The organism is Streptomyces curacoi (genome assembly GCF_001513975.1).
GTDB classification, from domain to species: domain Bacteria; phylum Actinomycetota; class Actinomycetes; order Streptomycetales; family Streptomycetaceae; genus Streptomyces; species Streptomyces curacoi.
Genome location: NZ_KQ947986.1, coordinates 448,357 through 473,892, shown reverse-complemented (window position 1 = coordinate 473,892; position 25,536 = coordinate 448,357). Strand labels below are relative to the sequence as shown.

General features: G+C 71.2%; 21 protein-coding genes. 11 read left to right on the top strand and 10 right to left on the bottom strand.

The window, feature by feature from the left end; translation table 11 throughout:
- Positions 1-33: 33 nt before the first annotated feature.
- The 5 genes from AQI70_RS11815 to AQI70_RS11795 all read right to left on the bottom strand — a co-directional run bounded on the left by AQI70_RS11815 (position 34) and on the right by AQI70_RS11795 (position 7,135).
- Positions 34-2,955, bottom strand: coding sequence for a glycoside hydrolase family 2 TIM barrel-domain containing protein (locus AQI70_RS11815; RefSeq protein ID WP_062147297.1), 2,922 nt, complete (start codon positions 2,953-2,955; stop codon positions 34-36).
- The gene (locus AQI70_RS11810; RefSeq protein WP_062147294.1) at positions 2,952-3,791 is read right to left on the bottom strand and encodes a carbohydrate ABC transporter permease; all 840 of its coding nucleotides are present in this window, start codon (positions 3,789-3,791) and stop codon (positions 2,952-2,954) included. Before AQI70_RS11810 ends, AQI70_RS11815 begins: the two co-directional genes overlap by 4 nt.
- Positions 3,792-3,802: 11 nt before the next feature.
- Positions 3,803-4,768 (bottom strand): carbohydrate ABC transporter permease, encoded by a 966-nt coding sequence (locus AQI70_RS11805; RefSeq protein WP_062147291.1) that lies wholly within the window; start codon positions 4,766-4,768, stop codon positions 3,803-3,805.
- Positions 4,768-6,054, bottom strand: a complete 1,287-nt coding sequence (locus AQI70_RS11800) for an ABC transporter substrate-binding protein (protein ID WP_062147289.1) — start codon at positions 6,052-6,054, stop codon at positions 4,768-4,770. Before AQI70_RS11800 ends, AQI70_RS11805 begins: the two co-directional genes overlap by 1 nt.
- A gap of 61 nt (positions 6,055-6,115) precedes the next feature.
- Positions 6,116-7,135, bottom strand: a complete 1,020-nt coding sequence (locus AQI70_RS11795; protein ID WP_062147287.1) for a carbohydrate kinase family protein — start codon at positions 7,133-7,135, stop codon at positions 6,116-6,118.
- A 162-nt stretch (positions 7,136-7,297) separates the two neighbouring features.
- Here AQI70_RS11795 and AQI70_RS11790 point away from each other — a divergent pair, with 162 nt between their 5' ends.
- Genes AQI70_RS11790 through AQI70_RS11775 form a run of 4 tightly spaced genes read left to right on the top strand, consistent with a single transcriptional unit; the run spans position 7,298 to position 13,805 of the window.
- Positions 7,298-8,062, top strand: a complete 765-nt coding sequence (locus AQI70_RS11790; RefSeq protein WP_062147286.1) for a DeoR/GlpR family DNA-binding transcription regulator — start codon at positions 7,298-7,300, stop codon at positions 8,060-8,062.
- Complete coding sequence (locus AQI70_RS11785) at positions 8,059-9,399, top strand: 6-phospho-beta-glucosidase (RefSeq protein ID WP_062147284.1); 1,341 nt, start codon at positions 8,059-8,061, stop codon at positions 9,397-9,399. The genes AQI70_RS11790 and AQI70_RS11785 overlap by 4 nt, the downstream gene beginning before the upstream one ends.
- Positions 9,400-9,456: 57 nt before the next feature.
- Positions 9,457-12,549: an alpha-mannosidase gene (locus tag AQI70_RS11780; protein WP_062147282.1), complete on the top strand. Its 3,093-nt coding sequence runs from the start codon at positions 9,457-9,459 to the stop codon at positions 12,547-12,549.
- Between the two features lie 5 nt (positions 12,550-12,554).
- Positions 12,555-13,805: an alpha-L-fucosidase gene (locus AQI70_RS11775; protein ID WP_079051249.1), complete on the top strand. Its 1,251-nt coding sequence runs from the start codon at positions 12,555-12,557 to the stop codon at positions 13,803-13,805.
- A 201-nt stretch (positions 13,806-14,006) separates the two neighbouring features.
- Here the strand turns inward: AQI70_RS11775 and AQI70_RS11770 are convergent, their stop codons facing one another.
- Complete coding sequence (locus AQI70_RS11770; protein WP_062147278.1) at positions 14,007-15,683, bottom strand: carbohydrate binding domain-containing protein; 1,677 nt, start codon at positions 15,681-15,683, stop codon at positions 14,007-14,009.
- Positions 15,684-15,826: 143 nt separating this feature from the next.
- On the bottom strand, positions 15,827-16,951 hold the full coding sequence (locus AQI70_RS11765) for an ATP-grasp domain-containing protein (protein ID WP_062147275.1): 1,125 nt from the start codon (positions 16,949-16,951) through the stop codon (positions 15,827-15,829).
- A 339-nt stretch (positions 16,952-17,290) separates the two neighbouring features.
- On the opposite strand from AQI70_RS11765, the gene AQI70_RS11760 reads away from it, so the two are divergent.
- Together AQI70_RS11760 and AQI70_RS11755 are read left to right on the top strand one after the other, a co-directional pair.
- Entirely contained in the window at positions 17,291-18,151 is an 861-nt protein-coding gene (locus AQI70_RS11760; protein ID WP_062147273.1) for a metallophosphoesterase family protein, read from the top strand.
- Positions 18,148-18,828 carry a 4'-phosphopantetheinyl transferase family protein gene (locus AQI70_RS11755; RefSeq protein ID WP_062147270.1) on the top strand — a complete coding sequence of 227 codons (681 nt, stop codon included), beginning with the start codon at positions 18,148-18,150 and terminating at the stop codon, positions 18,826-18,828. The genes AQI70_RS11760 and AQI70_RS11755 overlap by 4 nt, the downstream gene beginning before the upstream one ends.
- Positions 18,829-18,855: 27 nt before the next feature.
- On the opposite strand, the gene AQI70_RS11750 is transcribed toward AQI70_RS11755, so the two are convergent.
- The 3 genes from AQI70_RS11750 to AQI70_RS11740 all read right to left on the bottom strand — a co-directional run bounded on the left by AQI70_RS11750 (position 18,856) and on the right by AQI70_RS11740 (position 20,533).
- Positions 18,856-19,086: a hypothetical protein gene (locus AQI70_RS11750; protein ID WP_062147267.1), complete on the bottom strand. Its 231-nt coding sequence runs from the start codon at positions 19,084-19,086 to the stop codon at positions 18,856-18,858.
- Positions 19,087-19,318: 232 nt separating this feature from the next.
- Positions 19,319-19,843, bottom strand: a complete 525-nt coding sequence (locus AQI70_RS11745) for a hypothetical protein (protein WP_062147264.1) — start codon at positions 19,841-19,843, stop codon at positions 19,319-19,321.
- A 39-nt stretch (positions 19,844-19,882) separates the two neighbouring features.
- Complete coding sequence (locus tag AQI70_RS11740; protein ID WP_003996371.1) at positions 19,883-20,533, bottom strand: helix-turn-helix domain-containing protein; 651 nt, start codon at positions 20,531-20,533, stop codon at positions 19,883-19,885.
- 223 nt (positions 20,534-20,756) lie between these two features.
- Between AQI70_RS11740 and AQI70_RS11735 the strand changes: the two genes are divergently transcribed.
- From AQI70_RS11735 to AQI70_RS11715, 5 genes are all read left to right on the top strand, one after another.
- Positions 20,757-21,419, top strand: a complete 663-nt coding sequence (locus tag AQI70_RS11735) for an MmyB family transcriptional regulator (protein WP_062147262.1) — start codon at positions 20,757-20,759, stop codon at positions 21,417-21,419.
- A gap of 220 nt (positions 21,420-21,639) precedes the next feature.
- Positions 21,640-22,791, top strand: coding sequence for an NAD(P)/FAD-dependent oxidoreductase (locus AQI70_RS11730; protein WP_062147260.1), 1,152 nt, complete (start codon positions 21,640-21,642; stop codon positions 22,789-22,791).
- Positions 22,788-23,090 (top strand): (2Fe-2S)-binding protein, encoded by a 303-nt coding sequence (locus AQI70_RS11725; RefSeq protein ID WP_062147258.1) that lies wholly within the window; start codon positions 22,788-22,790, stop codon positions 23,088-23,090. The genes AQI70_RS11730 and AQI70_RS11725 overlap by 4 nt, the downstream gene beginning before the upstream one ends.
- Entirely contained in the window at positions 23,083-24,507 is a 1,425-nt protein-coding gene (locus AQI70_RS11720; RefSeq protein WP_062147255.1) for an NAD(P)/FAD-dependent oxidoreductase, read from the top strand. The genes AQI70_RS11725 and AQI70_RS11720 overlap by 8 nt, the downstream gene beginning before the upstream one ends.
- An 88-nt stretch (positions 24,508-24,595) precedes the next feature.
- Positions 24,596-25,516, top strand: a complete 921-nt coding sequence (locus AQI70_RS11715; protein ID WP_062147252.1) for a dihydrodipicolinate synthase family protein — start codon at positions 24,596-24,598, stop codon at positions 25,514-25,516.
- The last annotated feature ends 20 nt before the right edge of the window (positions 25,517-25,536 follow it).

The window sequence follows — 25,536 nt, the reverse complement described above, 5'->3', positions numbered from 1 at the left end:
TGAGAAGAGGTGACGGCGACGGCGGGGGAGGAGTCAGAGAGCGCGCAGGGTCCAGCTCCAGCGATGCAGGCCGGGCGCGACCAGATACGACGGCGCGGTGTCGGGCCCGCACGAGGCGGTGCCCAGACCGCGGTGGGCGGCGTCGAGGTGCACCACGCAGCCGGGCCGCGGGACCAGCTCGTCGTGGTGCCGCGCGGCGGTGAGGTCCTCGGCGCGGTAGCGGGTCACGGAGACCTGGCGGGGCCGGTCCAGCGCGACGCGCAGCCCGGTGGCGTCCGGCGCCGACAGCGTGAAGTGCCGTACACCGTGCCGGCCGCCGCTCTCCTGGGGCCGCAGATAAGGGGTGAACAACGCGTCGACCGGCACGCGGTGGTGGCCGACCGGCGCGCCCGCGCTGCGGTCGGGATACGACTCCCACGGCCCCTGCCCGAACCACTCCAGCAGGTCCAGACCCGCCACCGTCTCGAAGACCGTGCCGACCCGCGCCACGTCGTCGAAGGCCTCCGGCAGTTCGGCCTCCTCGGCGACCCGGATCCCGCCCTCGACGGGTGTGAACACCTGCCGGTGCCGTACGACACCGGTCGTACCCGCGTACTCGGCCTCCACCGTCACTCCGCCGGCGCCCTCACGCACGGAGACGACCTTGCGCACCAGCGCGTCGAGCCCCCAGCTTTGCCAGCGGGGCGCGATGCCGCCCAGCTCGTCGTTGTCGGTGGGCGCCCGCCACAGTGACAGCGTGGGCGCGGCCGTCAGCAGGGGGTGGACGAGGAGGCCCTCGGCGTCGACCTCGACGCGCCGGTCCACGGGCACGTCAGTGGCGACGGCGAGCCCGCGCAGCCGGATCTGCGGCAGGCACAGCTCGGTGCCGCGCGGCGCCCACGGCTGGTCCTCGGCCGTCGTCACCCGCAGCGTCAGCCAGGCCTCGCCACCGTCGCGCGGCACCTCGAAGGGCAGCGGTACGGCGGCCGTCTCGCCGGGACACAGGTCGGGCAGTTCGGCGGGCGCGGTCAGTGTCGTGCCGTCGGCGAGGACCAGCTCCCACTCGCCCGCCAGCCAGTCCAGCCCGCGGAAGTGCTGATGGTTGGAGAGGACGATCCCCTCGTGCCGGAAGCACTCGATCCGCACCGGCGCCGCGATCTCCCGATGCTCGTACATCACCGGCTTGGGAGTACGGTCCGGAAACACCACGCCGTCCGCGATGAACGCGCCGTCGTGGACGGACTCCCCGAAGTCGCCGCCGTACGCCCACCGATGGCCGGGCGCGGCAACACCGTTGTCATGGAGCCCGGCGCCCCCACGCCCGGCCGGTCTTCCGTCGCTCACGCGTTGCAGAATCCCGTGGTCCCAGAACTCCCAGATGAACCCGCCCTGAAGACCCGGCGTGGCCTCGATGGCGGCCCAGTGGTCGGCCAGCGTGCCGTTGCTGTTGCCCATGGCGTGGGAGTACTCGCACTGGATGAGCGGCTTGGTCTGCTCGCCGGAGAGCGCGTGGGCCACGCAGTCCTCCAGCGGCGCGTACATCGGGCAGGCGATGTCGGAGGCGAGCTCGGGGTCCGCCCAGCCGCGCTTGGCGGCGCCCTCGTACTGGATCGGCCGGGTCGGATCGTGCCGGCGCACCCAGCCCGCCGCGGCGTCGTGGTTGGCGCCGTAGTCGGACTCGTTGCCCAGCGACCAGATGATGACCGACGGATGGTTCTTGTCGCGCAGCACCATCCGCGAGACGCGGTCCACGAAGGCGTTCAGATAGCGCGGGTCGTCGGCGATCTCATGGGCGTGGTCGTGGGACTCGATGTCCGCCTCGTCGACCACGTAGAAACCCAGCTCGTCGGCGAGGTCGTACAGCGTGGGGTCGTTCGGGTAGTGGGCGGTGCGGATCGCGTTGAAGCCGAAGCGCTTGAGCAGCACCAGGTCCGCGCGCATGTCCTCGTACGACACCGTCCGCCCGGTCAGCGGATGGAAGTCGTGCCGGTTCACGCCCCGGACGAAGACGCGCTCGCCGTTGACCAGCAGGTCCCGGCCGACGATCGTCACGTCGCGGAAGCCGACGCGGTGATACGAGGTGTCGGTGACCGTTCCGTCGGCGCGGTGCAGGCGGACGGTGAGGTCGTACAACTCCGGCGTCTCGGCGTTCCAGGTGCGCACCTCGGGGACGACGGTCAGCAGCCGGGCCTCGCCGAGGAAGCCGGAGACGCGTTCGTCCTCGGCGTTCGCGCGGTCGAACTCGGCGTCCTGCGTGAGGAGCCGACCGTCCAGCTCCCCGGTGACGTACCACCCCTCGGGCAGCGCACCGCCCGCGTCCCGCACCAGGCAGTCGACCCGCAGCTCACCGCTGTACCGCGCCCGCACGGTGACGTCCGCGAGGTACAGGGGGTCCGTCGCGTACAGCAGTACCGAGCGGGTGATCCCGCCGTGCCACCACTGGTCCTGGTCCTCGATGTGCGAGGCGTCGGACCATTTGACGACCGTGAGCCGTACGGTCGCGGGCGAGCCGGGGCGCACCAGACCCGTGAGGTCGAACTCCGCGGCCAGATGGGAGTCCTTGGAGATGCCGACGGGCCGCCCGTCCACATGCACCAGCAGCACGCTCTCGGCGGCCCCGGCCTGGAGCACGATCCGGCGTCCGGCCCACTCGGCGGGGACGTCCACCTCACGCTCGTACACGCCCGTCGGGTTGGCGGTGGGCGACGCGGGCGGGAACTCGGCGAACGGCATGCGGACGTTGGTGTACCGCGGCAGGTCGTCGGTGCCCTGCAAAGTCCAGGCGCCGGGGACGTACGACGAGGACCAGGAGCCGCCGACCGGCTCGTGCGGAGCGGACAGCAACTGGAAGCGCCAGTCGCCGTCCAGGGGGAGTGCTCCGGAGCGCCGGTCGACGGCGTTCATGGGCAGCCGCCCCCAGGAGGTCACCTCGGGTGCCTCCCAGGGGCGCAGGGCGATCAGGGGATCGCTCGTCATTCGCGCACGGCCCCCTTCGCGAGGTCGCCGATGATCTGCCGGGCGCCGATCGCGAAGACGATCAGCAGCGGGACGAGGGCGAGGACCGCGCCGGTCATCACCATGCCGTAGTCGGTGGTGCCGTGCGTGCCGTTGAGCTGGGACAGCGCGACCTGGAGGGTGACGTTGTCCGGGTTGGTGAGGGCGATCAGCGGCCAGGCGTAGTCGTTCCACTGGCCCATGAAGGTGAAGATGCCGAGGAAGGCCAAGCCCGGCCGGACGACCGGGAGGGCCACGTGCCAGTACTGGCGCATGAAGTTCGCGCCGTCCAGCTTCGCGGCGTCGAGCAGCTCGTCGTGGATGGCGCTTTTCATGTACTGGCGCATCCAGAAGATGCCGAACGCGTTGGCCGCCGCGGGGACGATCAGCGCGGTCATCGAGCCGATCCAGCCGATCTTCGCCATGATCACGAACTGCGGGATGGCCGCCAGCTGGGCCGGCACCATGAAGATCAGCATGAGCAGCGCGAACAGCAGCTTCCTGCCCGGGAACCGGAACTTGGCGAAGACGAAGGCCGCCAGCGAGTCGAAGAACAGCACCAGGAAGGTCACCGTCGTCGCTACCAGCAGCGAGTTCCACATCGACCCGAAGAAGTCGATCGCGTCGAACAGGTTGCGGACGTTCTCCAGGAAGTGCGAACCCGGCAGCAGTTTCGGCGGGTACGAGAAGATCTCCGACGAGGTGTGCGTCGACATGATCACGGCCCAGTAGAATGGGAAGGCCGACAGCAGCAGACCGACGATCAACACCGCGTGCAGGGCGATGCCCCGGCGCCGAGAACCCTTGATGGATGCCATGGTGAGCGGCCTCACTGTTCTTCGCCCCGGCGCTGCAGCAGGCGCCAGTTGATGATCGAGAAGAGGACGACGACGAGGAAGATGCCCCACGCCACGGCGGCGCCGTAGCCGAAGTCGTTGTTGTCGAAGGTCTGCTGGAAGAAGTAGAGGACCATCGTCCGGCCGGCGTGGTCGGGGCCCCCCGAGAACGTCGACTCGTTGGCCGTGGTCTGCAGCAGCACCTGCGGCTCCGAGAAGCTCTGCAGACCGGTGACCGTCGAGACGACCAGCACGAACAGCAGCGTCGGCCGCAGCAGCGGCAGGGTCACTCGGAAGAACGTCTGCACCGGCCCGGCGCCGTCGATGCGCGCCGCCTCGTACAGGTCGCTCGGGATGGTCTGGAGTCCGGCGAGGAAGATGATGGCGTTGTAGCCGGTCCACTGCCAGGTCATCAGCGTCGCGATGGCGACCTTGATGCCCCAGGGGGTGTTCAGCCACGCCACCTGGTCCAGGCCGACGGCCTGCAACAGGGCGTTCACCAGGCCGAAGTTGGTGGAGAAGATCGACCCGAAGACGATCGCGATCGCCACCACCGAGGTGACGTTCGGCAGGAAGTACGCGAAGCGGTAGAGGTTCTTGTAGCGGACCGCCGAGTTGAGCATCACGGCGGTCACCATGGCCAGGAAGATCATCGGGAAGGTGGCGAGCGCCCAGATGACGATCGTGGTCCCGATCGACTGCCAGAAGTCGCTGTCGCTCAGCAGGTACTGGTACTGCGACAGACCCGCCCACTCCATCGAGCCCAGGCCGTCCCAGCGGTGGAAGGACAGATAGAGCGAGAAGCCGACGGGGACCAGGCCGAAGGCGAGGAAGAGGAGATAGAAGGGGGAGATCGCGGCGTAGAGGTGCCAGTACTTGCGCAAGCCCGTCTTCGGCTGCACGGCGGGCGCGTCCGCCACGGTCATCGTGGGCTTCTCCAGTGCGGGGACGGTGGCCATCAGTAGCTCACCCCCAGATGCTTGGCGATCCGCCGGCACTTGCTCATGGCGTCCTCCCAGGCTTGCTTCGGATCCTTGCCGAGGACGCCGACGTTCTTGATCTCGTCCTTGATGGGCTGGCCCAACGCCACGTCGTACGGGCTGTTGTAGGCGACCGCGATCTTCTGCGCGGCGGGCCCGAAGACGTCCATCGTGACCTGGCCGTCGAAGAACGGGTCCGGCTCCTGGAGCTTCTTCATGCCGTACGAGGCGGGCGTGGAGGGGAACAGGCCCGCGTCGACGAAGCCCTGCGCCTGGTTGTCGGCGTTGAGCAGCCAGGCGATGATCTCGAAGGCCCGCTCGGGCTCCCGGCACGCCTTGGTGATGGACAGGAACGACCCGCCGTTGTTGGAGGGCCGCACGGGCATCTGCGCCACCCGCCACCGGCCCTCGGTCTTCGGCACCTCGTTCTTGAGGTCGCCGGTGGCCCAGGAGGCGCCGAGCTGACTGGGCAGACGGCCGCTCTCCTTGGCCGAGATCTGGTCCGGGGTGCCGTTGACGATGCTGGAGACGATGCCCCGCCGCTTGGCCTCCACGGCGAGCGCCCAGGCGTTGCGGACGTGCTCCCGGTCACCGACGAAGTTGCGGTCCTTGTCGACGTACCGCCGGCTGCCCTGCTGCACCACGTTCTCGAAGACGGCGTTGACGTCGGTGAGCAGATAGGTCCCCGGGATCCGCTTCTTGAGCCGCTCGCCCGCCGCGAAGAACTTCTCCCAGGTGTCGAGTTCCCTGGAGACGTCCTCGGGCTCGTGCGGCAGTCCCGCCTTCCGGAACACGGCGTACTGGTAGAAGTGCGCGACCGGCCCGCAGTCGATCGGGAAGCCGACCATCGAGCCGTCGTCGGCGATGCCCTGGTCCCACTTCCACGACAGGTACTGGCTCTTGTACTTGTCGGCGCCGAGTGTGCGCAGATCGACGAACTGGTCGGCGTTGGGCAGATAGGACGCCATGTCCTCGCCCTTGAGGCCCGCGATGTCGGGGATGTGGGCGTTGCCCGCCATCGTGGTGATCAGCTTCGAGCGGTAGTAGCCGCCGATCTGGATGGCGTCGAGGTCCACGGAGCGGTCGTAACGCGCCTTGGCGTTCTTGACGACCGTGTCGCTCAGACCGCCGCTCCAGTACCACAGGACCATGTTCCGACCGGTCGAGCCGGTCGGTACGGCACAGCCGGACGCCAGGCCGCCGAGCGCCGTGGCGGCCGTACCGGCCAGGCCCGCGCGCAGCAGGCCTCTTCGTGAGAGCCGCACAGCTCCCACCGCCTTTCGGATCTGTTCGGGACTTCGCATGAGAAGGGGCATGGGGGGAAAGTCAGTTGTGCCGTGCCGGTGGGGTCACGGGGGCGTACGCGACCGGCGGCCCCGGGTCGTCGGGGAGCCGGTCCGCCAGGAAGCCGTACGCCCGCTTCAGCTCGGGGTCGGTCAGGGAGCGCCACCAGCGGTCGACGCCGTACCAGCCGGGGGCCGCCAGGGCCCCGCCGTGGTGCCTGACTGACAGGCCGGCGGCCAGTACGGCGAACCTGAGCCGTTCCTCCAGCGGCCAGCCGTCCAGCGAGGCCGCTACGAAACTCGCCCCGAACACGTCCCCGGCGCCCGTCGCGTCGAGGACGTCGACATCCAGGGCGGGCACCTCCGCGTACTCACCGGTCGTCTGGTCGACGGCGACCGCGCCGTCCCCGCCGCGGGTCACCACGGCCACCGGCACCAGCTCGCTGAGCGTGCCGAGGGCCGCGACCGCGCTGTCGGTGCGGGTGTAGGCCATGGCCTCGGTCTCGTTGGGGAGGAAGGCATGGCACAGGGAGAGCTGGTCGAGGAGGTCGGCCGACCACTGCTGGGTGGGGTCCCAGCCGACGTCGGCGTAGATCCGGGTGCCGTTCGCGGCGGCCTTGGCCAGCCACGCGCGCGGTTCGGCCTCGATGTGCACGAGGGCCGTGCGCGCCTCGGGAGGGTCGCCCATCAGCGCGTCCTGCGAGTACGGGGGCTCCTGGCCGTGGGTGACGAGGGCCCGGTCGTGGCCGTAGGCGAGGGAGACGGTGACCGGGGTGGGCCAGCCGTCCGCCGTGCGGGAGAGCGAGAGGTCGATGTCCTCCTGGTCGCACAGGATGTCCCGGCAGTACTCGCCGTAGAGATCGTCGCCGAACACCGTGGCCAGCGAGGTCTTGAGGCCGAAGCGGGCGGCGGCCACCGCCAGGTTGGCGATGCCGCCCGGGCCGCAGCCCATGCCGCCGGTCCAGATCTCCTCGCCGGGTGCCGGCGGCTTTCCCAGTCCCGTGAGGACGAGGTCGTAGAAGAGCAGCCCGGTCAGCAGCACATCGGGCCGGTCGTCGTCCACGGATCGCGTCCTCTCGGTCGGGACTCCCGCTCGGGAGAGCTCGGAGTTCGTCAGAACTCTTCAATTCGGTGACCGGAATCGTGCGCCGCTCGGCGGGATGCGTCAATACCCGAGCAGAAATGAGCATGGCGATGATTGAAGATGACGAGTAGTGTTCACTCCGTGCTGGCTGAACGACGACACCAACTCATCCTGCGGGCCCTGCGCTCCGGCGGCCCCGCGGCCGTGACCGATCTCTCCGAGCAGCTGGGAGTGAGCCCGGCCACGATCAGGCGTGACCTGGTCAAACTCGAAGAGGACGGCCTGCTGACCCGGGTGCACGGCGGCGCGGTCGTGGAGGAGGGCGACCAGCCCTTCGCCGAGGTCGCCGAGGTACGCGTGCCCGAGAAGGACGCCATAGCCGCGCACGCCGCCGCGATGATCGAGGACGGTCAGTCGGTGCTGCTCGACATCGGCACCACCGCCTTCCGGCTGGCCCGTCAGCTGCACGGCCGCCGCCTCACCGTGATCACCAGCAACCTGGTCGTCTACGAGGAGCTCGCCGACGACGAGGGCATCGAGCTGGTGCTGCTGGGCGGCATGGTCCGCCGCGAGTACCGCTCCCTGGTCGGCTTCCTCACCGAGGACAACCTGCGCCAGCTGCATGCCGACTGGCTCTTCCTGGGCACCAGTGGAGTGCGGCCGGGCGGGCAGGTGATGGACACGACGGTCGTCGAGGTGCCGGTCAAGCGGGCCATGATCAAGGCCGGCGACAAGGTCGTGCTGCTCGCCGACGCGGCGAAGTTCCCGGGGACGGGGATGGCGAAGGTGTGCGGTCCGGAAGACCTGGACGTGCTGGTGACGAACGCGCCGGTCGACCCGGCGACCCGGTCCTCCCTGGAGGAGGCGGGCGTCGAGGTGGTCGTGGCAGGAAAGGTGCAAACGTGAAACTGACGATCCTGGGCGGCGGCGGATTCCGCGTGCCGCTCGTGTACGGGGCGCTCCTCGGCGACCGCGTCGAGGGCCGGGTCACCCACGTCGTGCTGCACGACCTGGACGACCGGCGGCTCTCCGCGGTGACCCGCGTGCTCGCCGAGCAGGCGGCCACCGTGTCCGACGCACCGCAGGTCACCGCCACCACCGACCTGGACGAGGCCCTGCGCGGCGCCGACTTCGTCTTCTCCGCGATCCGCGTCGGCGGCCTGGAGGGCAGGGCGAACGACGAGCGGGTCGCGCTCGCCGAGGGCGTCCTCGGCCAGGAGACGGTCGGCGCCGGCGGCATCGCCTACGGCCTGCGCACGGTCCCGGTCGCCGTCGGCATCGCCCAGCGCGTGGCCCGGCTCGCACCGGACGCCTGGGTCATCAACTTCACCAACCCGGCGGGCCTGGTCACCGAGGCCATGAGCCGCCACCTCGGCGACCGCGTCATCGGCATCTGTGACTCACCGGTCGGCCTCGGCCGCCGTATCGCCCGCGTCCTCGGCGTGCAGAACCCGGGCGAGGCTTGGATCGACTACGTAGGCCTCAACCACCTCGGCTGGGTCCGCGGCCTGCGCGTCGCCGGCCGCGACGAACTCCCGCGCCTGCTCGCCGACCCCGATCTGCTCGGCTCCTTCGAGGAGGGCAAGCTCTTCGGCGTCGACTGGCTCCGCTCGCTCGGCGCGATCCCCAACGAATACCTGCACTACTACTACTTCAACCGCGAAGCCGTCCGCGCCTACCAGCAGGCCGACAAGACCCGCGGCGCCTTCCTGCGCGACCAGCAGGCCCGCTTCTACGAGGAGGCCCGGCGCGCCGACGTCTCCGCCCTGGACGTCTGGGACCGCACCCGTGCCGAGCGCGAGGCCACCTACATGTCCGAGAACCGTCAGACGGCCGGCGCCGGCGAGCGCGAGCCGGACGACCTCTCCGGCGGCTACGAGAAGGTGGCGCTCGCGCTGATGCGGGCCATCGCCCGCGACGAGCGCACGACCCTGATCCTCAACGTCCGCAACCAGGCCACCCTGTCCGTCCTCGACACCGACGCCGTCATCGAGGTCCCCTGCCTGGTCGACGCCAACGGCGCCCACCCGGTCGCGGTCGCCCCGCTGCCCGACCACGCCACCGGGCTGGTCTGCGCCGTCAAGGCGGTCGAGCGCGAGGTGCTCGCCGCCGCCGAGTCCGGCTCCCGTACGACGGCGGTGAAGGCCTTCGCGCTGCACCCGCTCGTCGACTCCGTGAACGTGGCCCGCAGGCTGGTCGAGGGCTACACGGCCGTGCACCCTGGCCTGGCGTACCTTAAGTGAGCGCCTGTCGGTAAGCGCTTGCCCCAGCTTTCCCTCCCGGCTCCCTGGAGAACCTTCATGCACGACGAACGCCGCCGGATCGAAGAGCGCGTCGAGCGCCTCCACACCCAGCGCATCAAGCCCGCGATCTACTCGGCCACCGTCCCCTTCGAGGTCGAGGCCTGGCAGGCGCCGGGCGAGCCGGTCTCCTTCGAGGAGGCCGCCGCCGCCCGGTACACGCCCTTCGCGATGGACACCCCCTGGGGACCGCCCTGGGGGACGACCTGGTTCCGGATGCGCGGCCGGGTGCCCGCCGAGTGGGCCGGACGGCGGGTCGAGGCGGTCATCGACCTCGGCTTCGTCGGCGACTGGCCCGGCAACCAGGCCGAGGCCCTGGTCCACCTGCCCGACGGCCGGCCCCTGAAGGCGGTCAACCCGCTCAACCAGTACGTGCCGGTCGGCAACCCGGTCTCGGGCGGCGAGGAGATCGACTACCTGGTCGAGGCCGCCTCCAACCCGGACATCCTGGCGGACAACTTCGCGGCCCCGACCCCACTGGGCGACGTCCTGACGGCGGGCGACAAGCCCCTCTACACCTTCCGGCGCGCCGACCTAGCCGTCCTGGACGAGGAGGTCTGGCACCTCGACCTCGACGTCCAGGTGCTGCGCGAGCTCATGGTCCACCTCGGCGAGCACGAGCCGCGCCGCCACGAGATCATGCACGCCCTCGACCGGGCCATGGACACCCTCGACCTGGACGACATCTCCGGCAGCGCCACGGCCGTACGCGAGGTCCTCGCCCCCGTCCTGGCCCGACCCGCCCATGCCAGCGCGCACACGATCTCCGGGGTCGGCCACGCCCACATCGACTCGGCCTGGCTGTGGCCCATCCGCGAGACCAAGCGCAAGACGTCCCGCACCTTCTCCAACGTGACGTCCCTGGCCGACGAGTACGACGACTTCATCTTCGCCTGCTCCCAGGCCCAGCAGTACGAGTGGGTGCGCGACAACTACCCGCACGTGTGGGCCCGCATCCAGGAGTCGGTGAAGAAGGGCCAGTGGGCGCCGGTCGGCGGCATGTGGGTCGAGGCCGACGGCAACCTCCCCGGCGGCGAGGCGATCGCCCGCCAGCTCATCCACGGCAAGCGGTTCTTCATCGAGCACTTCGGCGTCGAGACCAAGGGCGTCTGGCTGCCGGACTCCTTCGGCTACACCGCCGCCTACCCGCAGCTGGCCAAGCTCGCCGGCAACGAGTGGTTCCTCACCCAGAAGATCTCCTGGAACCAGACCAACAAGTTCCCCCACCACACCTTCTGGTGGGAGGGCATCGACGGCACCCGCATCTTCACCCACTTCCCGCCGGTCGACACCTACAACGCCCGCTTCAGCGGCGAGGAGATGGACCGAGCGGTCCGCAACTACTCGGAGAAGGGCGCCGGTACGCGCTCCCTCGCCCCCTTCGGCTGGGGCGACGGCGGTGGCGGCCCCACCCGCGAGATCATGGAGCGGGCCCGCCGGCTGGCGGACCTGGAGGGCTCGCCGAAGGTCGTCGTCGAACACCCCGACGAGTTCTTCGCCAAGGCCCGCGAGGAGTATCCGGACGCCCCCGTCTGGGTCGGCGAGCTCTACCTTGAGCTGCACCGGGCGACGTACACCTCCCAGGCCCGCACCAAGCAGGGCAACCGGCGCAGTGAACACCGGCTCCGCGAGGCCGAGTTGTGGGCGACGACGGCCGCGCTGCACGCGCCGGGCTACACGTACCCGTACGAGAAGCTGGACCGGCTGTGGAAGACGGTCCTGCTGCACCAGTTCCACGACATCCTGCCGGGCTCCTCGATCGCCTGGGTGCACCGCGAGGCGGAGGCCGAGTACGCACGCGTCGCCGAGGAACTGGAGGCGCTCACGGCCGAGGCGGTCGCCGCGCTGGGCGGCGGCTCCGCGCGGGTGTTCAACACGAGCCCCTACGCCCGGGCCGAGGTCGTCCGTACGGCCGAGGGCGCACCGGCGTACGTCGAGGTGCCCGCGAGCGGCAGCGCGCCCCTGAGCGACGCCACGCCCCCGCAGCCCGTGACGGTCACCGGCCGGGTGCTCGACAACGGCCTGGTCCGGGTGGACGTGGCGGCGGACGGCACGCTGTCGTCCGTCTTCGACCTGCGGGCGAACCGCGAAGTCCTCGCGGACAAGGGCAACCTGCTGCGCCTGCACACCGACCTCCCGAACTACTGGGACGCCTGGGACATCGACAAGCACTACAAGAACCGCTACACGGACCTGCTGGACGCCGAGTCCGTCACGGTCGTCGAGGACGGCCCGCTCGTCGGCGCGATCCGCGTCGAGCGCGCCTTCGGCAAGGGGTCGAGGATCGCCCAGACGATCACGGTCCGCGCGGGCAGCCCGCGCATCGACATCGAGACCGACATCGACTGGCACGAGGCCGAGAAGATCCTCAAGGCGGGCTTCCCGGTGGACATCCGGGCACCGCACTCCTCCGCCGAGATCCAGTTCGGCCACATCCAGCGGCCCACCCACACCAACACCAGCTGGGAGGCGGCCCGCTTCGAGGTCTCCGGCCACCGCTGGGTGCACATCGCCGAACCCGGCTACGGCGTCGCGGTCATCAACGACTCGACATACGGCCACGACGTCTCCCGCACCGTCCGCGAGGCGAGCGAAGCGAGTTGGGGGTCCCCCCGGCCGGAGGCTGGGGGAGGTACGACCACCAGGGTCAGCCTCAGCCTGGTCCGCGCCCCGCGCATCCCGGACCCCGAGGCCGACCAGGGCAGGCACCGCTTCACCTACTCCCTGCTTCCCGGCGCGAGCATCGAGGACGCCGTCGCCGAGGGCTACGCCCTCAACCTCCCCCTGCGCGTGGCCGATTCGGCGGGCGCGCCCGAGCCCGTCGTCTCCGTGGACGGCGACGGCGTGACCGTCGAGGCGGTCAAGCTGGCCGACGACCGCTCCGGCGACGTCGTCGTACGCCTCTACGAGTCCAACGGCGGTCGCGCGACCGGCGTCCTGCGCGCGGGCTTCCCGCTCGCGGGCGCCCAGGTGACCGACCTGCTGGAGCGCCCGCTGCAGGACGCCGGTCTCGAAGCCGACGGCGGGGTCCCGGTCTCGCTGCGGCCCTTCCAGATCCTGACCCTGCGCCTGCGGCGAGCGGAAGGGAGCTGAGCCGGGTGCCGATGCAACCCTGGTTCACCGACGCCAAACTGGGGATCTTCATCCACTGGGGCATCTACGCCGTCGACGGCGTCCAGGAGTCCTGGTCGTTCTACGACGACACCGTCCCGTACGACCGGTACATGTCCCAGCTCGACCGCTTCACGGCCTCCCGCTACGACCCGCGCGCATGGGCGAGGCTCTTCGCGCGGGCCGGTGCCCGATACGCCGTCCTGACCAGCCGCCACCATGACGGCGTCGCCCTGTGGGACACCGCCCACGGCGACCTGAACGTGGGGCGCGACCTGATCGCCGGCTACGCGGACGCCCTGCGCGAGCAGGGCCTCAAGGTCGGCCTCTACTACTCCCACTCGGACTGGAGCCACCCCGACTACGCCTCCACGCGCAAGCCGGGCCGCCCGCCGGAGCTGGAGGACAACCGGTACTCCGAGGCCGCCGCCGAGGACGAGGACCTGGCGGCCTGGGAACGCTTCCTCGCCTACCGGGACGGCCAGGTGCGGGAGTTGGCGTCCCGCTACAAGCCGGACCTGATGTGGTTCGACGGCGAGTGGGACCGCAGCGAGGAACAGTGGCGCATCCGGGAGCTGGCCGCGCTGATCCGATCCGAGGTCCCGGACGTCGTCTTCAACGCCCGCATGCTCAGCGAGGGCGACTACGCCACGCCCGAGCAGGGCGCCCCGGTCGTCCCGCCCGAGGGGCCCTGGGAGCTGTGCCTGACGATCAACGACTCCTGGGGCCACCAGCACCACGACCACAACCACAAGTCGGTCGGCCAGCTGATCCGCTACTTCACGGAGACGATCGGCGGCGGTGGCAATCTGCTGCTGAGTGTCGGGCCGCGCGAGGACGGCACGATCCCGGCCGAGCAGGCCGAGCGCCTGGAGGGGCTCGGCGACTGGATCGCCAGGCACGCGGAGGCGGTGTACGGCACCGAGCGCGGCCTCCCGGCCGGTCACCACTACGGCCCGAGCACCCTGTCCAGGGACCGCCGCACCCTCTACCTGGTCCTCTTCGACGCCCCGCGCGCCGAGATCAACGTACGCGGACTGCTCGGCCCGGTACGCCGGGTCACGGTGCTCGGCAGCGGTACGGAACTGGCCCACCGGGTCACCGGCGGCCTGCACGAGACACCCGGGGTGCTCTGGATCGACCCGCCCAGCGAGGCGGACCTCGACCCGCACGCCACCGTGCTCGCCGTGGAGTTGGAAGGCGAACTGCGGCTGTACCGCGGGTCGGGCCGCTTCTGACGAGCTTGTTTCGGGTCGGCCGTCCGTCCCCCGTGCCAGCGGCCGACCGACCCGAGTCCCCCGTGGGTTCCCCCGTGGTGGTGCGTTCCCCCGTTTGCTTTCACTCTTATGAGCGCGGGGCTCGCGCCCTGATACACCCTCGGAGAATTTTTTTTCGGGGCTCTCTCAGCCTGTCCGGGGCTCTCTCAGCCTGCGGCTTCCTCAGCCGGTGAACCCGGCCGTGATGGAGGTGAACTGCCAGGTGCTCTGGCTGATCCCCGAACAGTTGCTCGTCACGCCGCCGCCCGGGCACGGCCGGTCGCGGTTGACCGACCAGAAGGCGAGCCGGGCGATGTGGTGGGAGTTCGCCCAGTCGCGGATCTGGGTCCAGGTCGCGGGCGAGGTGAGCTCCTGCTGGTCGGACAGGCCGTTCATGCCGGAGATGCCGATGTGGGCGTAGGCCATGGCGTCGTCCCACCCGAAGGTGGACTGCAGCTTGTTCTTCAGCCCCTCCGTGGCGTTCACGGTGTTGCCGTACATGTCCGCGCCGCCGCCGAAGTCGAACGGCATGATCGTGAACACGTCGATGCCGGCGTCGAGCGCCTTGGCCTGCTCGATGAGCCGGTTGCCCCAGTACGTCGGCCCGGTCGTCGAGGTGCCGAAGGTGAGGACGGTCCGCAGCCCCGGGTTGTTCGCCTTGACGATCTTCAGGGCGTTCAGGATCCGGTCCTGCACGGTGGCGTTCTCGAACTCGTCGGTGTTCTCGATGTCGACGTCGATCGCCTTCAGCCCGTAGGCGTCGATCACCTTCTGGTACGCCCCGGCAAGCGCCTGCGCCGACGAGCAGTTCGGCCCGAGCTTGTTGCCGCTCCAGCCGCCGATCGACGGGACGATGTCACCGCCGGCGGAGCGGATGGAGTCGATGACGCTCTGGTCGTTCCCGCCGGTCAGCGGGCGCTGCCCGTCCCAGGCCGGGTTGCAGCCGCCGGAGGACAGGATGAACGCCATCGTGTACCACTTGATGCCGGTCGCGTTCATGACCGAGGTCGCGCTCGGCGGGTCGCCCCAGCCCAGGTACAGATAGGGCGCGGCCTGCTTGAAGCCGCTGCCGCCACCCGGGTCGGTCGTGACGGTCACGGCGTCGGAGGCCGCCGAGACGTTCCCGGCCGCGTCCCGCGCCCTCACCGTGAAGGTGTGGCTCGTGCCCGGCGCCAGGCCGCCGACCGTGGCGCTCGTACCGGAGACACTGAGCACCCGGCTCGAACCCCGGTGGATGTCGTACGCGGTCACCCCCACGTCGTCCGTCGAGGCGTTCCACGCCAGCGACACGCTGGACGACGTCTTGCCGGTGGCCCGCAGGCCGCCCGGCACGCTCGGCGCCTGACCGTCCGAACCGCCGCCCGGCCCGTCGAGGCCGATGTCGTCGGCGTGGTAGGCGCCCTGCGCGTACCAGCCGTGGACGTAGACGGTGACACTGGACTGCGAGGCACCGGTCGTGAAGGAGACGGACAGCCGGCTGTACGCCGACGGCGACGACGTCCAGGTGGAGGCGCCGCCGTCCACACCGAGGTAGACGTACGATCCGCGCACCCAGCCGCTGAGCGCGTACGTCGTGCCGGGCCGGACGGCGATCGTCTGGCTGCACTTGGCGATGTCACTGGAACTCACCGCCCCGGCAAGGGCCTTGGAGCCCCCGTGCACGGGGGAGGAGACGACCGACCCGAGGTTGCCGGTGCAGGACCACGGGGAGAGCCCGCCGGACTCGAAGCCGGGGTTGGCGAGGATGTTGGCCGCCTGGGCCGGGCCGGGAAGGGCGACGACTCCGGTGAGCGCGAGGGCGGCGGAGCCGAGGAGGGCGAGAAGTCGACGTCTGGAACGTCTGAGTAGTGAGTGGCGCACGCGATCTCCCTGAAGGCTGTGGGGTGTTCGGGAGTGCAGAGAAACGCAGAACGGTGCGCAACCAAGTTGGTATGGACCAATCCGGCTGTCAAGCGGCGGCGCCGGGATCGGTCCATACCGGGTGAGGGGACGTCCTCAGGGACCTAGAGCGGCAGGGCCTGAGCCGACACCTCGACGGGCTCGACCGGTGCCGGAACCGCGGGCAGCAACGCCTCCGACCCTTCGACGCGTTGGTGGGGCACCGACACGGGCCGCAGCGGCCGCGGCCCCGAGACCACCGTGTAGTCCTGCCCCAGGAACGGCGGCGCGACCTCGCCCGGATCCTCCCCGAGCGCCAACTGCACGGCCAGCCAGGGCACATTGACCCCGCACAGCGACAGCTGGTGCAACCCGCCCGCCGGCCGCGTGTTGACATCCATCAGCACCGGGGTCTCACCGAACATCCGGAACTGGATGTTGGACAGATAGTGCAGCCCGAACCCCTCCGCGATCAGCCGCGCCGGCTCCAGCCACTGCTCCTGCAGCGTGAACCCACGACGCCGCCCGTTCTTGAGCCGGCCGATCGCCAGCCGCACCCGGTTGTCCGGACCGGTGAGGCAGTCCACCGACACCTCGGGCTGCTCCAGCCGCGGCATGACCAGCCAGTCCACCGGTTCGTCGGCCCGCCGCAACGCGTCCAGCACCAGATCCAGCTGCACATACGGGGTCGGGAAGCCGTTGAGGTGCACGAGCGAGAAGGGGGCGCGCGTGATGACCCGGAAGCCCACCCCGCCCGCACCGGACGCCGGCTTGAAGCAGGCCTTGTGACCGGCCGCCTCCAACTCCTCGACCGCCGCGAGGAGTTCATCGGCCGTGCGCACCCGCCACCACGGCGGCACCGGCACCCCGACCGACTGCACTGCCTCGTACGCGATCACCTTGTCCTGGAACACCGCCACGGCCTGCGGCGGCGGCGCCAGCAGCGCCGTACCGGCCGCCTCGAAGTCCGCGCGGTGCGCCACGATCGCCGACTGGTGCAGCCGGGGCACGAACACGTCGATGCCGCGGCGCCGGCACTGGTCGAGCGCGTACTCGACATACGCGGCCGGGGACAGGCCCTCCGGCTCCAGCTCGGCGGTGTCGGCGGCGGCCAGCACCGGCGAGTCGGCGTCCCCGTGGGTCGCATGGATCTCGACCGCACGATCGCTGGGATTTCTCCGCAGCTGATCCATGAAGAACACGTTCTCCGCGTACGTGCGGTTGAGCCAGACGCGTACGCGAGAGACCATGCAGGCCGCCTTTCAGGGTTCGCGGGCAGGGCGAAGCAGGCCCGTGCCCGGGCAGGGTAGATGGAGGGACACCAAACCGCCCCGTGCGAAGGGACGTTTCATGGCGGTGGTGTTGGGGCGATCATACGGCTTTCAAGGGGTGCCGCGTGCAACGTACGGGTTACGGATTCTCCGATCATGTGCCCGGATCCGATCATGTGCCTGGAGCGGACACCCGCCGATCGCCCGCCGCGCCGCCGCCGACGCGGGCCCGCTCTCTCGCCGACGTGATCTCGCCTTGTACCGTCGCGGCACCCTGTGTTCTCGTGGTGTCGTTCGAGTGATCGGAAGGGGCACGGGGTGACATCGACGGCCGGCGGTGCCGGACGACTGCTGGCCATCAGCGATCTGCACATCGGCTACGAGGACAACCGCGCCCTCGTCGAGAAGATGCGGCCCGACTCGGATGACGACTGGCTGCTCGTCGCCGGTGACGTCGCCGAGACCGTGGCCGACATCCGCTGGGCCCTGGAGACCCTCGCCGGCCGCTTCCGCAAGGTCGTCTGGGCGCCCGGCAACCACGAACTGTGGACCCACCCGAAGGACTCCGTCACCCTGCGCGGCGTCGCCCGCTACGAGCACCTGGTCGCGCTGTGCCGGGAACTCGGCGTGACGACCCCCGAGGACCCGTACCCCGTCTGGGACGGCCCCGGCGGTCCGGTGGCCGTTGCGCCCCTGTTCCTGCTGTACGACTACTCGTTCCTGCCCTCCGGCTGCTCGACCAAGGAGGAGGGGCTGGAGTACGCGCACGGAACCGGCGTCGTGTGCAGCGACGAGTACCTGCTGCACCCCGACCCCTACCCGTCCCGCGAGGCCTGGTGCGAGGCCCGGGTCGCCGAGACCGGGCGCCGGCTCGCCGCACTCCCCGAGGACCTGCCCACCGTCCTCGTCAACCACTACCCGCTGGACCGGCACCCGACGGACATCCTGTGGTACCCCGAGTTCGCCATGTGGTGCGGCACCCGGCTGACCGCGGACTGGCACCGCAGGTTCCGCGTCGAGACCATGGTCTACGGCCACCTCCACATCCCGCGGACCACCTGGCACGAAGGGGTCCGCTTCGAGGAGGTGTCGGTGGGATACCCCCGCGAGTGGCGCAAGCGGCCGGACCCGCCGGGACAGCTGCGCCGGATTCTGCCCAGGGAGGACGGGGCCCGTTGATCGAGGAACTGCTGCCGGACACGGTGGTCGCCGTCGAGACCTACGGCGACGAGGAACCCCCGAACGCGGCCCTGTACCCCGAGGAGGAGGCGCTGGTGGCCCAGGCGGTCGCCAAGCGCCGCCGGGAGTTCGCCGCCGTACGCTCCTGCGCCCGCCGCGCCATGGAGAAACTCGGCGTGCCGCCCCAGCCGGTCCTGCCCGGCGAACGCGGAGCCCCCGCCTGGCCGGCCGGCCTCGCCGGGAGCATGACCCACTGCGACGGCTACTGCGCCGCCGCGCTGGTCCGCGCCGCCGACCTGGCCTCCCTCGGCATCGACGCCGAGCCCCACCAGACGCTCCCGGAGGGCGTCCTGCCGGCCGTCGCCCTGCCCGCCGAGGCGGACCGGCTGCGCCGTCTGGCCGGCGACCATCCAGGTGTCCACTGGGACCGGCTGCTGTTCAGCGCCAAGGAGTCCGTCTACAAGGCGTGGTTCCCCCTCACCGGGAAGTGGCTGGACTTCAGCGAGGCCGACATCGACGTCTTCGCCGACCGCGGCGAGCAGCACAGCGGCGGCTTCCGCGCCCGGCTCCTCGTGCCCGGCCCGTGGGTGGGCGACCGTCGCCTCGACCACTTCGACGGCCGGTGGACGGTCGGGCGGGGGCTGGTGGCGACCGCCGTGAGCGTGCCGCACACCTGAGCCCCCTCGGGCCTGACGCGAGATCCGCTACGGCCGCTCCGGGCACCAGCTCCGCAGCAGCCGGAAGAACTCCTCCTCGTTGCCGGTCAGTCCCGCGGCCGCCAGCGCCTGTTCGGCCTCGGCGAGCACGGCGGGCGGGACGACGGCTGGTCGGCGGGAGCCGGGGGGACCGTCGAACGCGGCCCGTACGGTGTGCAACAGCCGCAGGTAGGCCTGGACGGCGGTGCGCTCGCGGTCGGTCAGTACGGCGGTGGGCATCGGTCGGCTCTCCCCGAGTCGGTGTCAATCGCAGCACGCCCCGCAGATCGGGGCGTACCACCAGCTTGCCGTCCACCACTGACAATCGGGGTCGGTCACCGGCCGGTTCGCCCGCTCAGCGGAGGCGGAACATCACCGAAGGGGCAGGTTGGGGGGCCGGCCCGGCGCCCGGGGGGGACTGGGGGCCCGACGGCTCAGGGGGCCCGACGGTCAGGACTGGAGGCCCGAGATGTCAGGACTGGGGGCCCAGATAGCCCAAGGACGCCTCGATCCGGCCCGCCAGGTGGTCGCGCTGGCCCCTGACCGACGAAACCGCCAGCCAAGTGCGGCACTTGCTGGCCAGCAGGAGGCCGAAGGACTCCGCCTCCTGCTCCTCGGCCTGGTCGAAGTGGCTGCGGGCGGCGACCTTCAGCACCGTGGCCTGGAGGTCGGCGCCGTCGTCGAGGAGGCGGGCCGCGACCGCGGCCCCCTCGACGCTGTGGCCGCAGTGGCCGGCCTTCATGTGCCACAGCTCATGGCCGAGGATCACCAACTGGTGTTCGGGCGCGGTGCGTTCCTCGATCACGACGAGGTCCTGGTCGGCCATGTCGAGCCACAGCCCGCTGGCGGTGCCGGGCGGGAAGGCGGCCGTACGGAACCGGACGGGACGGCCGCGGCGTCTGCTCATCGCGTCGCACAGGGCGCCGTACAGCTCCTCGGGCGCCGCGGGCGCGGGCAGCGTCAGCTCCGCGACGAGCTCGCCGCACAGGCGGCGCATTTCCCTACCGATGCCCACAGATCTCCCGTTCTCCCCGGATCACGACTCGGGCCGCTTGACGCTTTCGAGGAGCATGTCCAGCCACTCGGCGACCTTGTCGCGGTGCTGGTCGGTGGGCAGTTGGGCGGCCCGCCAGGCGATGCCGCGCACGCCGTGGTCCTGGAGGAGTCTCTCCAAGGGGTCGTCGGTGGTCTGCGCCGCCTCACGCTCCGCGAGCTTCTGCAGGAGGTCCTGTTCGGTGCGCTGGAGGGCGCCCGCGAGCGCCTCGGGGTCCTCGGCCGTGAGGAACCCGGCGTGTACGCGGAAGAAACGCTGGATGGCGTCGCAGTGCTCCATGGTGGGGCGCCGGTCGCCGTTGATGAGGGCGCCCGCCTGCTGGCGGGACATGCCCGCGCCGTCGGCGATCTCCTGCTGGGTGTACTTGCGGCCGTTGGGCTTGAGGCGGGTGCGGCGCAGCAGGTCCAGGCGCTGCAGGAAGCGGGCCTGGACGTCCGGCTCGCCCGCGGGGCAGCCGCTGAGCAGGGACTTCACCACGGGCTCGGGGACGCCGGAGGCGACGGACAGGCGGCCGGTGTCGAAGACCTCCGCGTGCGGTACGCCGAGCCGGTCGGCGAGCGCGGTGACGCGGGCGACCACGGCCGGCAGCGCGGCCGTCTGCGTGGCGCCCGGACCCTCGATGCCATCCGTCACCGACAGATCTCCTACGTCTCTCACAGGCTTCTCACAAGCGGTTGCCGTGAACTTGGTGGAGATTACCGGGTAGTTCGAACTCACATCCAGGTCTCGCCACAACTGTGGCCAATTTCAGCCGTCAACAGGCACGAAATGCCACGATAGTTGACACGGCTCGGGCGCGGGCAGCAGGATCAAGGCGCCACGTGAAGGCCGCATAGGCAAGAGGGGTGACCTCCCGATGGCGTATCAGGCAGGTGGGCAGCGGTCCGTACCGCGGCCCGTCCCCGAGAGTCCCGAGGGCCAGGCGTATCTACGGGACTACGCCACCCTTCTGGAGGCCGTGCCCTTCCCGTCCGTCATCCTCGACCACCGCTGGGACGTCGTTCTGGCGAACACCGCTTTCGCGTCACTTTTCCGCGGTGTGGGCCAGCATCCGACGGCCATGCCCGACGACAACTTCCTGAGGTTCGTGCTGTTCCACCCGGACGCGAGCACCGTGCTCGGTGAGCACGAGTCGAGCTGGTGCCTGCCGATGCTGGCGCAGTTCGCGGCCGCCGTGGAGCGGCACGGCCACGACCACGGGCTGCAGGCCATCCGCCGGGAGATCGCCCAGGACCCGATCATGGAGGCGGCCTACCGGCACGGTCTGCCGCACTGGATCCGTGCGGTCGGCGAGCAGGCCGTCGTGCAGGACGGCTCCGTACGCCCGCTGCTGCACCCCGACCCGCGCTGGGGCGCGACCGAGTGCCGGGTCGTCGACGAGACGCCCAGTTCGCTTCAGAAGATGGGCTACACCCGGCAGACGCTGGTGCTGCGCGAGGTGCGCCGCGACCGGCCCAGGATGCGCGGGGCGCGTCGCGTCGCGAACCATCTGAGAGTAGTGCCCACCTCCGAGGGCTGAACGGGGCACCGTCGGCGTTCAGGTCGTCGACGGCGCCCCGTTCGGCGCGGTGAAGTCCCTGCCTTGCGTGTCGGGCGGCGTTCCGCGGTTCACCTCGTTGTCCCGCTGCCTCGTTATCCCTAATCCCTTATCCCTTATTCCGTTACCCCCTTACCTCGTTCGCTCGATCCGAGGACGTTCCCTCATTCCCAGCGCCATGGATATGTGACATAGTACTGGCGTGAGCAAGCGACTGACCTGCGACGTCGTGGTCGTCGGAGCCGGAATGGTGGGCGCGGCCTGCGCACTGTACGCGGGACGGGCGGGCCTCGACGTGGTCCTCGTCGACCGTGGCCCGGTGGCCGGCGGCACCACCGGGGCCGGTGAGGGCAACCTCCTCGTCTCCGACAAGGAGCCCGGCCCCGAGCTCGATCTCGCGCTGCTGTCCGGCCGCCTGTGGGCCGAGCTGGCGCAGGAGTTCGGGGCCGCTGTCGAGTACGAGGCGAAGGGCGGCGTGGTCGTGGCCTCGTCGTCCGGCGGGCTCGCGGCACTGGAGCGGTTCGCCGAAGGGCAGCGCGCCGCGGGGGTCGTCGCCGAACCGGTCGCGGGCGACGCGCTGTACGAGCTCGAACCGCACCTCGCCCCGGGCCTGCCCGGCGCCGTCCACTACCCCCAGGACTGCCAGGTCATGCCCGCCCTCGCCGCCGCCCACCTGATCCGCGCCTCCGGCGCCCGCCTGCTCACCGGCCACACCGTGACCGACGTCCTGCGCGCGCCGGACGGTCCAGTGCGGGGGGTCCGCACGGACCGGGGTGACATCCACGCCCCCGCGGTCGTCAACGCCACCGGCACCTGGGGCGGGGAACTCGCCGCACTCGCGGGCGTCCCGCTGCCCGTCCTCCCTCGGCGCGGCTTCGTCCTCGTCACCGAACCCCTTCCGCGCAAGGTCCGCCACAAGGTGTACGCCGCCGACTACGTGGCCGACGTCGCCAGCGACTCGGCCGCACTGCAGACCTCGCCGGTGGTGGAAGGCACGGCCGCCGGGCCGATCCTCATCGGGGCCAGCCGTGAGCGGGTCGGCTTCGACCGGACGTTCTCGCTGCCGGCCGTACGGGCCCTGGCCGCGGGGGCGACCCGGCTGTTCCCGTTCCTGGAACAGGTGCGTGCCCTGCGGTCCTACCTCGGCTTCCGCCCCTACATGCCCGACCACCTGCCCGCCGTCGGACCGGACCCCCGCGTCCCCGGGCTGTACCACGCCTGCGGTCACGAGGGCGCGGGCATCGGACTGGCCACCGGCACCGGCCGGCTGATCGCGCAGGCGCTCACCGGCGGAACACCCGACCTGGACCTGACGCCCTTCCGCCCCGACCGTTTCGCCGAGGAGGCCGCGTGAGATCCCCCGTGGAACTGGCCGACGCCCAGCCGGGCCCCGCGTTCACCGTCACCTTGGACGGCCGTGAGATCGAGGCGCTGCCCAGCCAGACGGTGGCCGCGGCGCTCTGGGCGGCCGGTGTCACCTCGTGGCGCGGCACCCGGGGCGAGGGCCGGCCGCGCGGCGTCTTCTGCGGCATCGGCGTGTGCTTCGACTGCCTCGTCACCGTCAACGACCGCCCCAACCAGCGGGCCTGCCTGGTGCCCTTGCACCCGGGCGACGCCATCCGCACGCAGGAAGGGACGGGACACCATGACTGACCCGAACGACCCGAACCACGCGGCGGTACTCCCGCACCTCGCCGTGATCGGCGCGGGACCGGCAGGGCTCGCCGCGACCGTGGCCGCCGCCTCCCGCGGTGTCCGGGTCACGCTGCTCGACTCGGCGGCCCAGGAGGGCGGCCAGTTCTACCGTCAGCCCGCGGCCGAGCTGCGCGCCCGCCGACCGCAGGCCCTGCACCACGAGTGGCGGACATGGGAGCGACTGCGGAACGGGCTGAGGACACATGTCGACGCCGGAGCCGTACGGCACTTGACGGACCATCACGTCTGGCTCGTCGAGCGCGGCTCCGAGGGCTTCACCGTCCACGCGCTCCTCGGCCCGGAGCAGGAGGAGCCGGTCGAAGTGCGCGCCGACGCCGTACTTCTGGCCACCGGCGGATACGAGAAGGTGCTGCCGTTCCCGGGCTGGACGCTCCCCGGGGTGGTCACCGCGGGTGGTGCCCAGGCCATGCTCAAGGGCGCCCTCGCGGTCTCCGGCCGCACCGCCGTGGTCGCGGGGACCGGGCCGCTGCTGCTCCCCGTGGCGACCGGACTCGCCGCGGCCGGGGTCGAGGTGGCCGCGCTCGTCGAGTCCGCCGACCCCAAGGCCTTCGCGGGGCGGACTGGCGCGCTGGCGGCGCAGCCCGGCAAGCTCGCCGAGGGGGCCGGGTACGCGGCTCGACTGCTGCGTCACCGGGTGAAGGTCCTCGCGCGGCACACGGTCGTCGAGGCGCACGGCACCGAGCGGCTGGAGGCCGTGACCGTCGCCGCGCTCGACGGTGACGGGCGGGTCAGGCATGGCCGTGAGCGGCGTATCGCCTGCGACACCCTGGCCGTCGGGCACGGCATGCTCCCGCACACCGATCTCGCCGGGACACTGGGCTGCCGGCTCGACGGACTCGCCGTGTACGTCGACGAGGAACAGCGCACGGATGTCCCCGGCGTCTGGGCCGCCGGTGAGACGACCGGCATCGGCGGTTCCGCCCTCTCGCTCGCCGAAGGGCACATCGCCGGCCGCTCGGCCGCGGCGCGCCTGCGCGGCACCGAGCCCGACCCGCGCGCATGGGCGGCGGCAGCGAAGGTCCGTGACCGACTGCGCGCGTTCTTCGCCGCGCTCGACTCCGTGTACGCCCCGCCCGCGCACTGGACCGAGCAGGTCACCGACGACACCGTCGTCTGCCGCTGTGAGGAGGTCACCGGCGGTGCGGTCCGACAGGCCGTGGCGGAGCTCGGCGCGGGGGATCTGCGCACCGTGAAGCTGCTGACGCGGGCAGGAATGGGCTGGTGCCAGGGGCGGGTGTGCGCGCCCGCGGTCGCGGGTCTCGCCGGGTGCGAGCTCACGCCGTCCCGGCGGCCGTTCGCCCGGCCCGTACCGCTCGGGGTGCTGGCCCGCGCCGGAGAGCCCGAGAGCGACTGACCACGGGCCGGCCTTCAGAAGCAGGCAGCCTGTCCCTGACTGCCGACATCAGTAAAATGTCACACCCTATTGAGGATGGGAATCCCACATGACCGCCACCGACAGCGAGCACACCGAGCACACCGAGCACCGCCCCTGGCGCGGCGTCCTCGTCGCCACCGCGCTCCCGATGAACGACGATCTCTCCGTCGACCACGGCAAGTTCGCCGAGCACTGCGCCTGGCTCGTCGAGAACGGCTGCGACGGCGTCGTACCGAACGGCTCGCTCGGCGAGTACCAGGTCCTCACCCCCGAGGAGCGCGCCAAGGTCGTCGAGACGGCCGTCGCCGCCATCGGCGGTGCGCGCGTGATGCCCGGCGTCGCCGCCTACGGCAGCGCCGAGTCCCGCCGCTGGGCCGAGCAGGCGCGCGACGCCGGCTGCGCGTCCGTGATGCTGCTGCCGCCCAACGCCTACCGCGCCGACGAGCGGTCGGTGCTGTCGCACTACGCCGAGGTCGCCGAGGCGGGCGTGCCGATCGTGGCGTACAACAACCCCATCGACACCAAGGTCGACCTCGTGCCCGAACTGCTCGCCAAGCTGCACGGCGAGGGCTGCATCCATGCCGTCAAGGAGTTCTCCGGCGACGTCCGCCGCGCCTATCAGCTCGCCGAGCTCGCCCCGGAACTCGACCTGCTGATCGGCGCCGACGACGTGCTGCTGGAGCTCGCGATCGCCGGTGCGAAGGGCTGGGTGGCGGGCTACCCGAACGCGCTGCCGAGGTCCTGCGTCGAGCTGTACCGCGCGGCCGTGGGCGGCGACCTCGGCACGGCCAGGAAACTGTACGAGCAGCTGCACCCGCTGCTGCGCTGGGACTCCAAGGTGGAGTTCGTGCAGGCCATCAAGTTGTCCATGGACATCGTCGGCCGGCCCGGCGGCCCCGTCCGCCCGCCGCGCGTTCCGCTGCTGCCCGAGCAGGAGGCGGCGGTCCGCGCCGCCACCGAGAAGGCCGTCGCCGCAGGACTCGCGTAACCGCGCTCGCGCAACCGCAA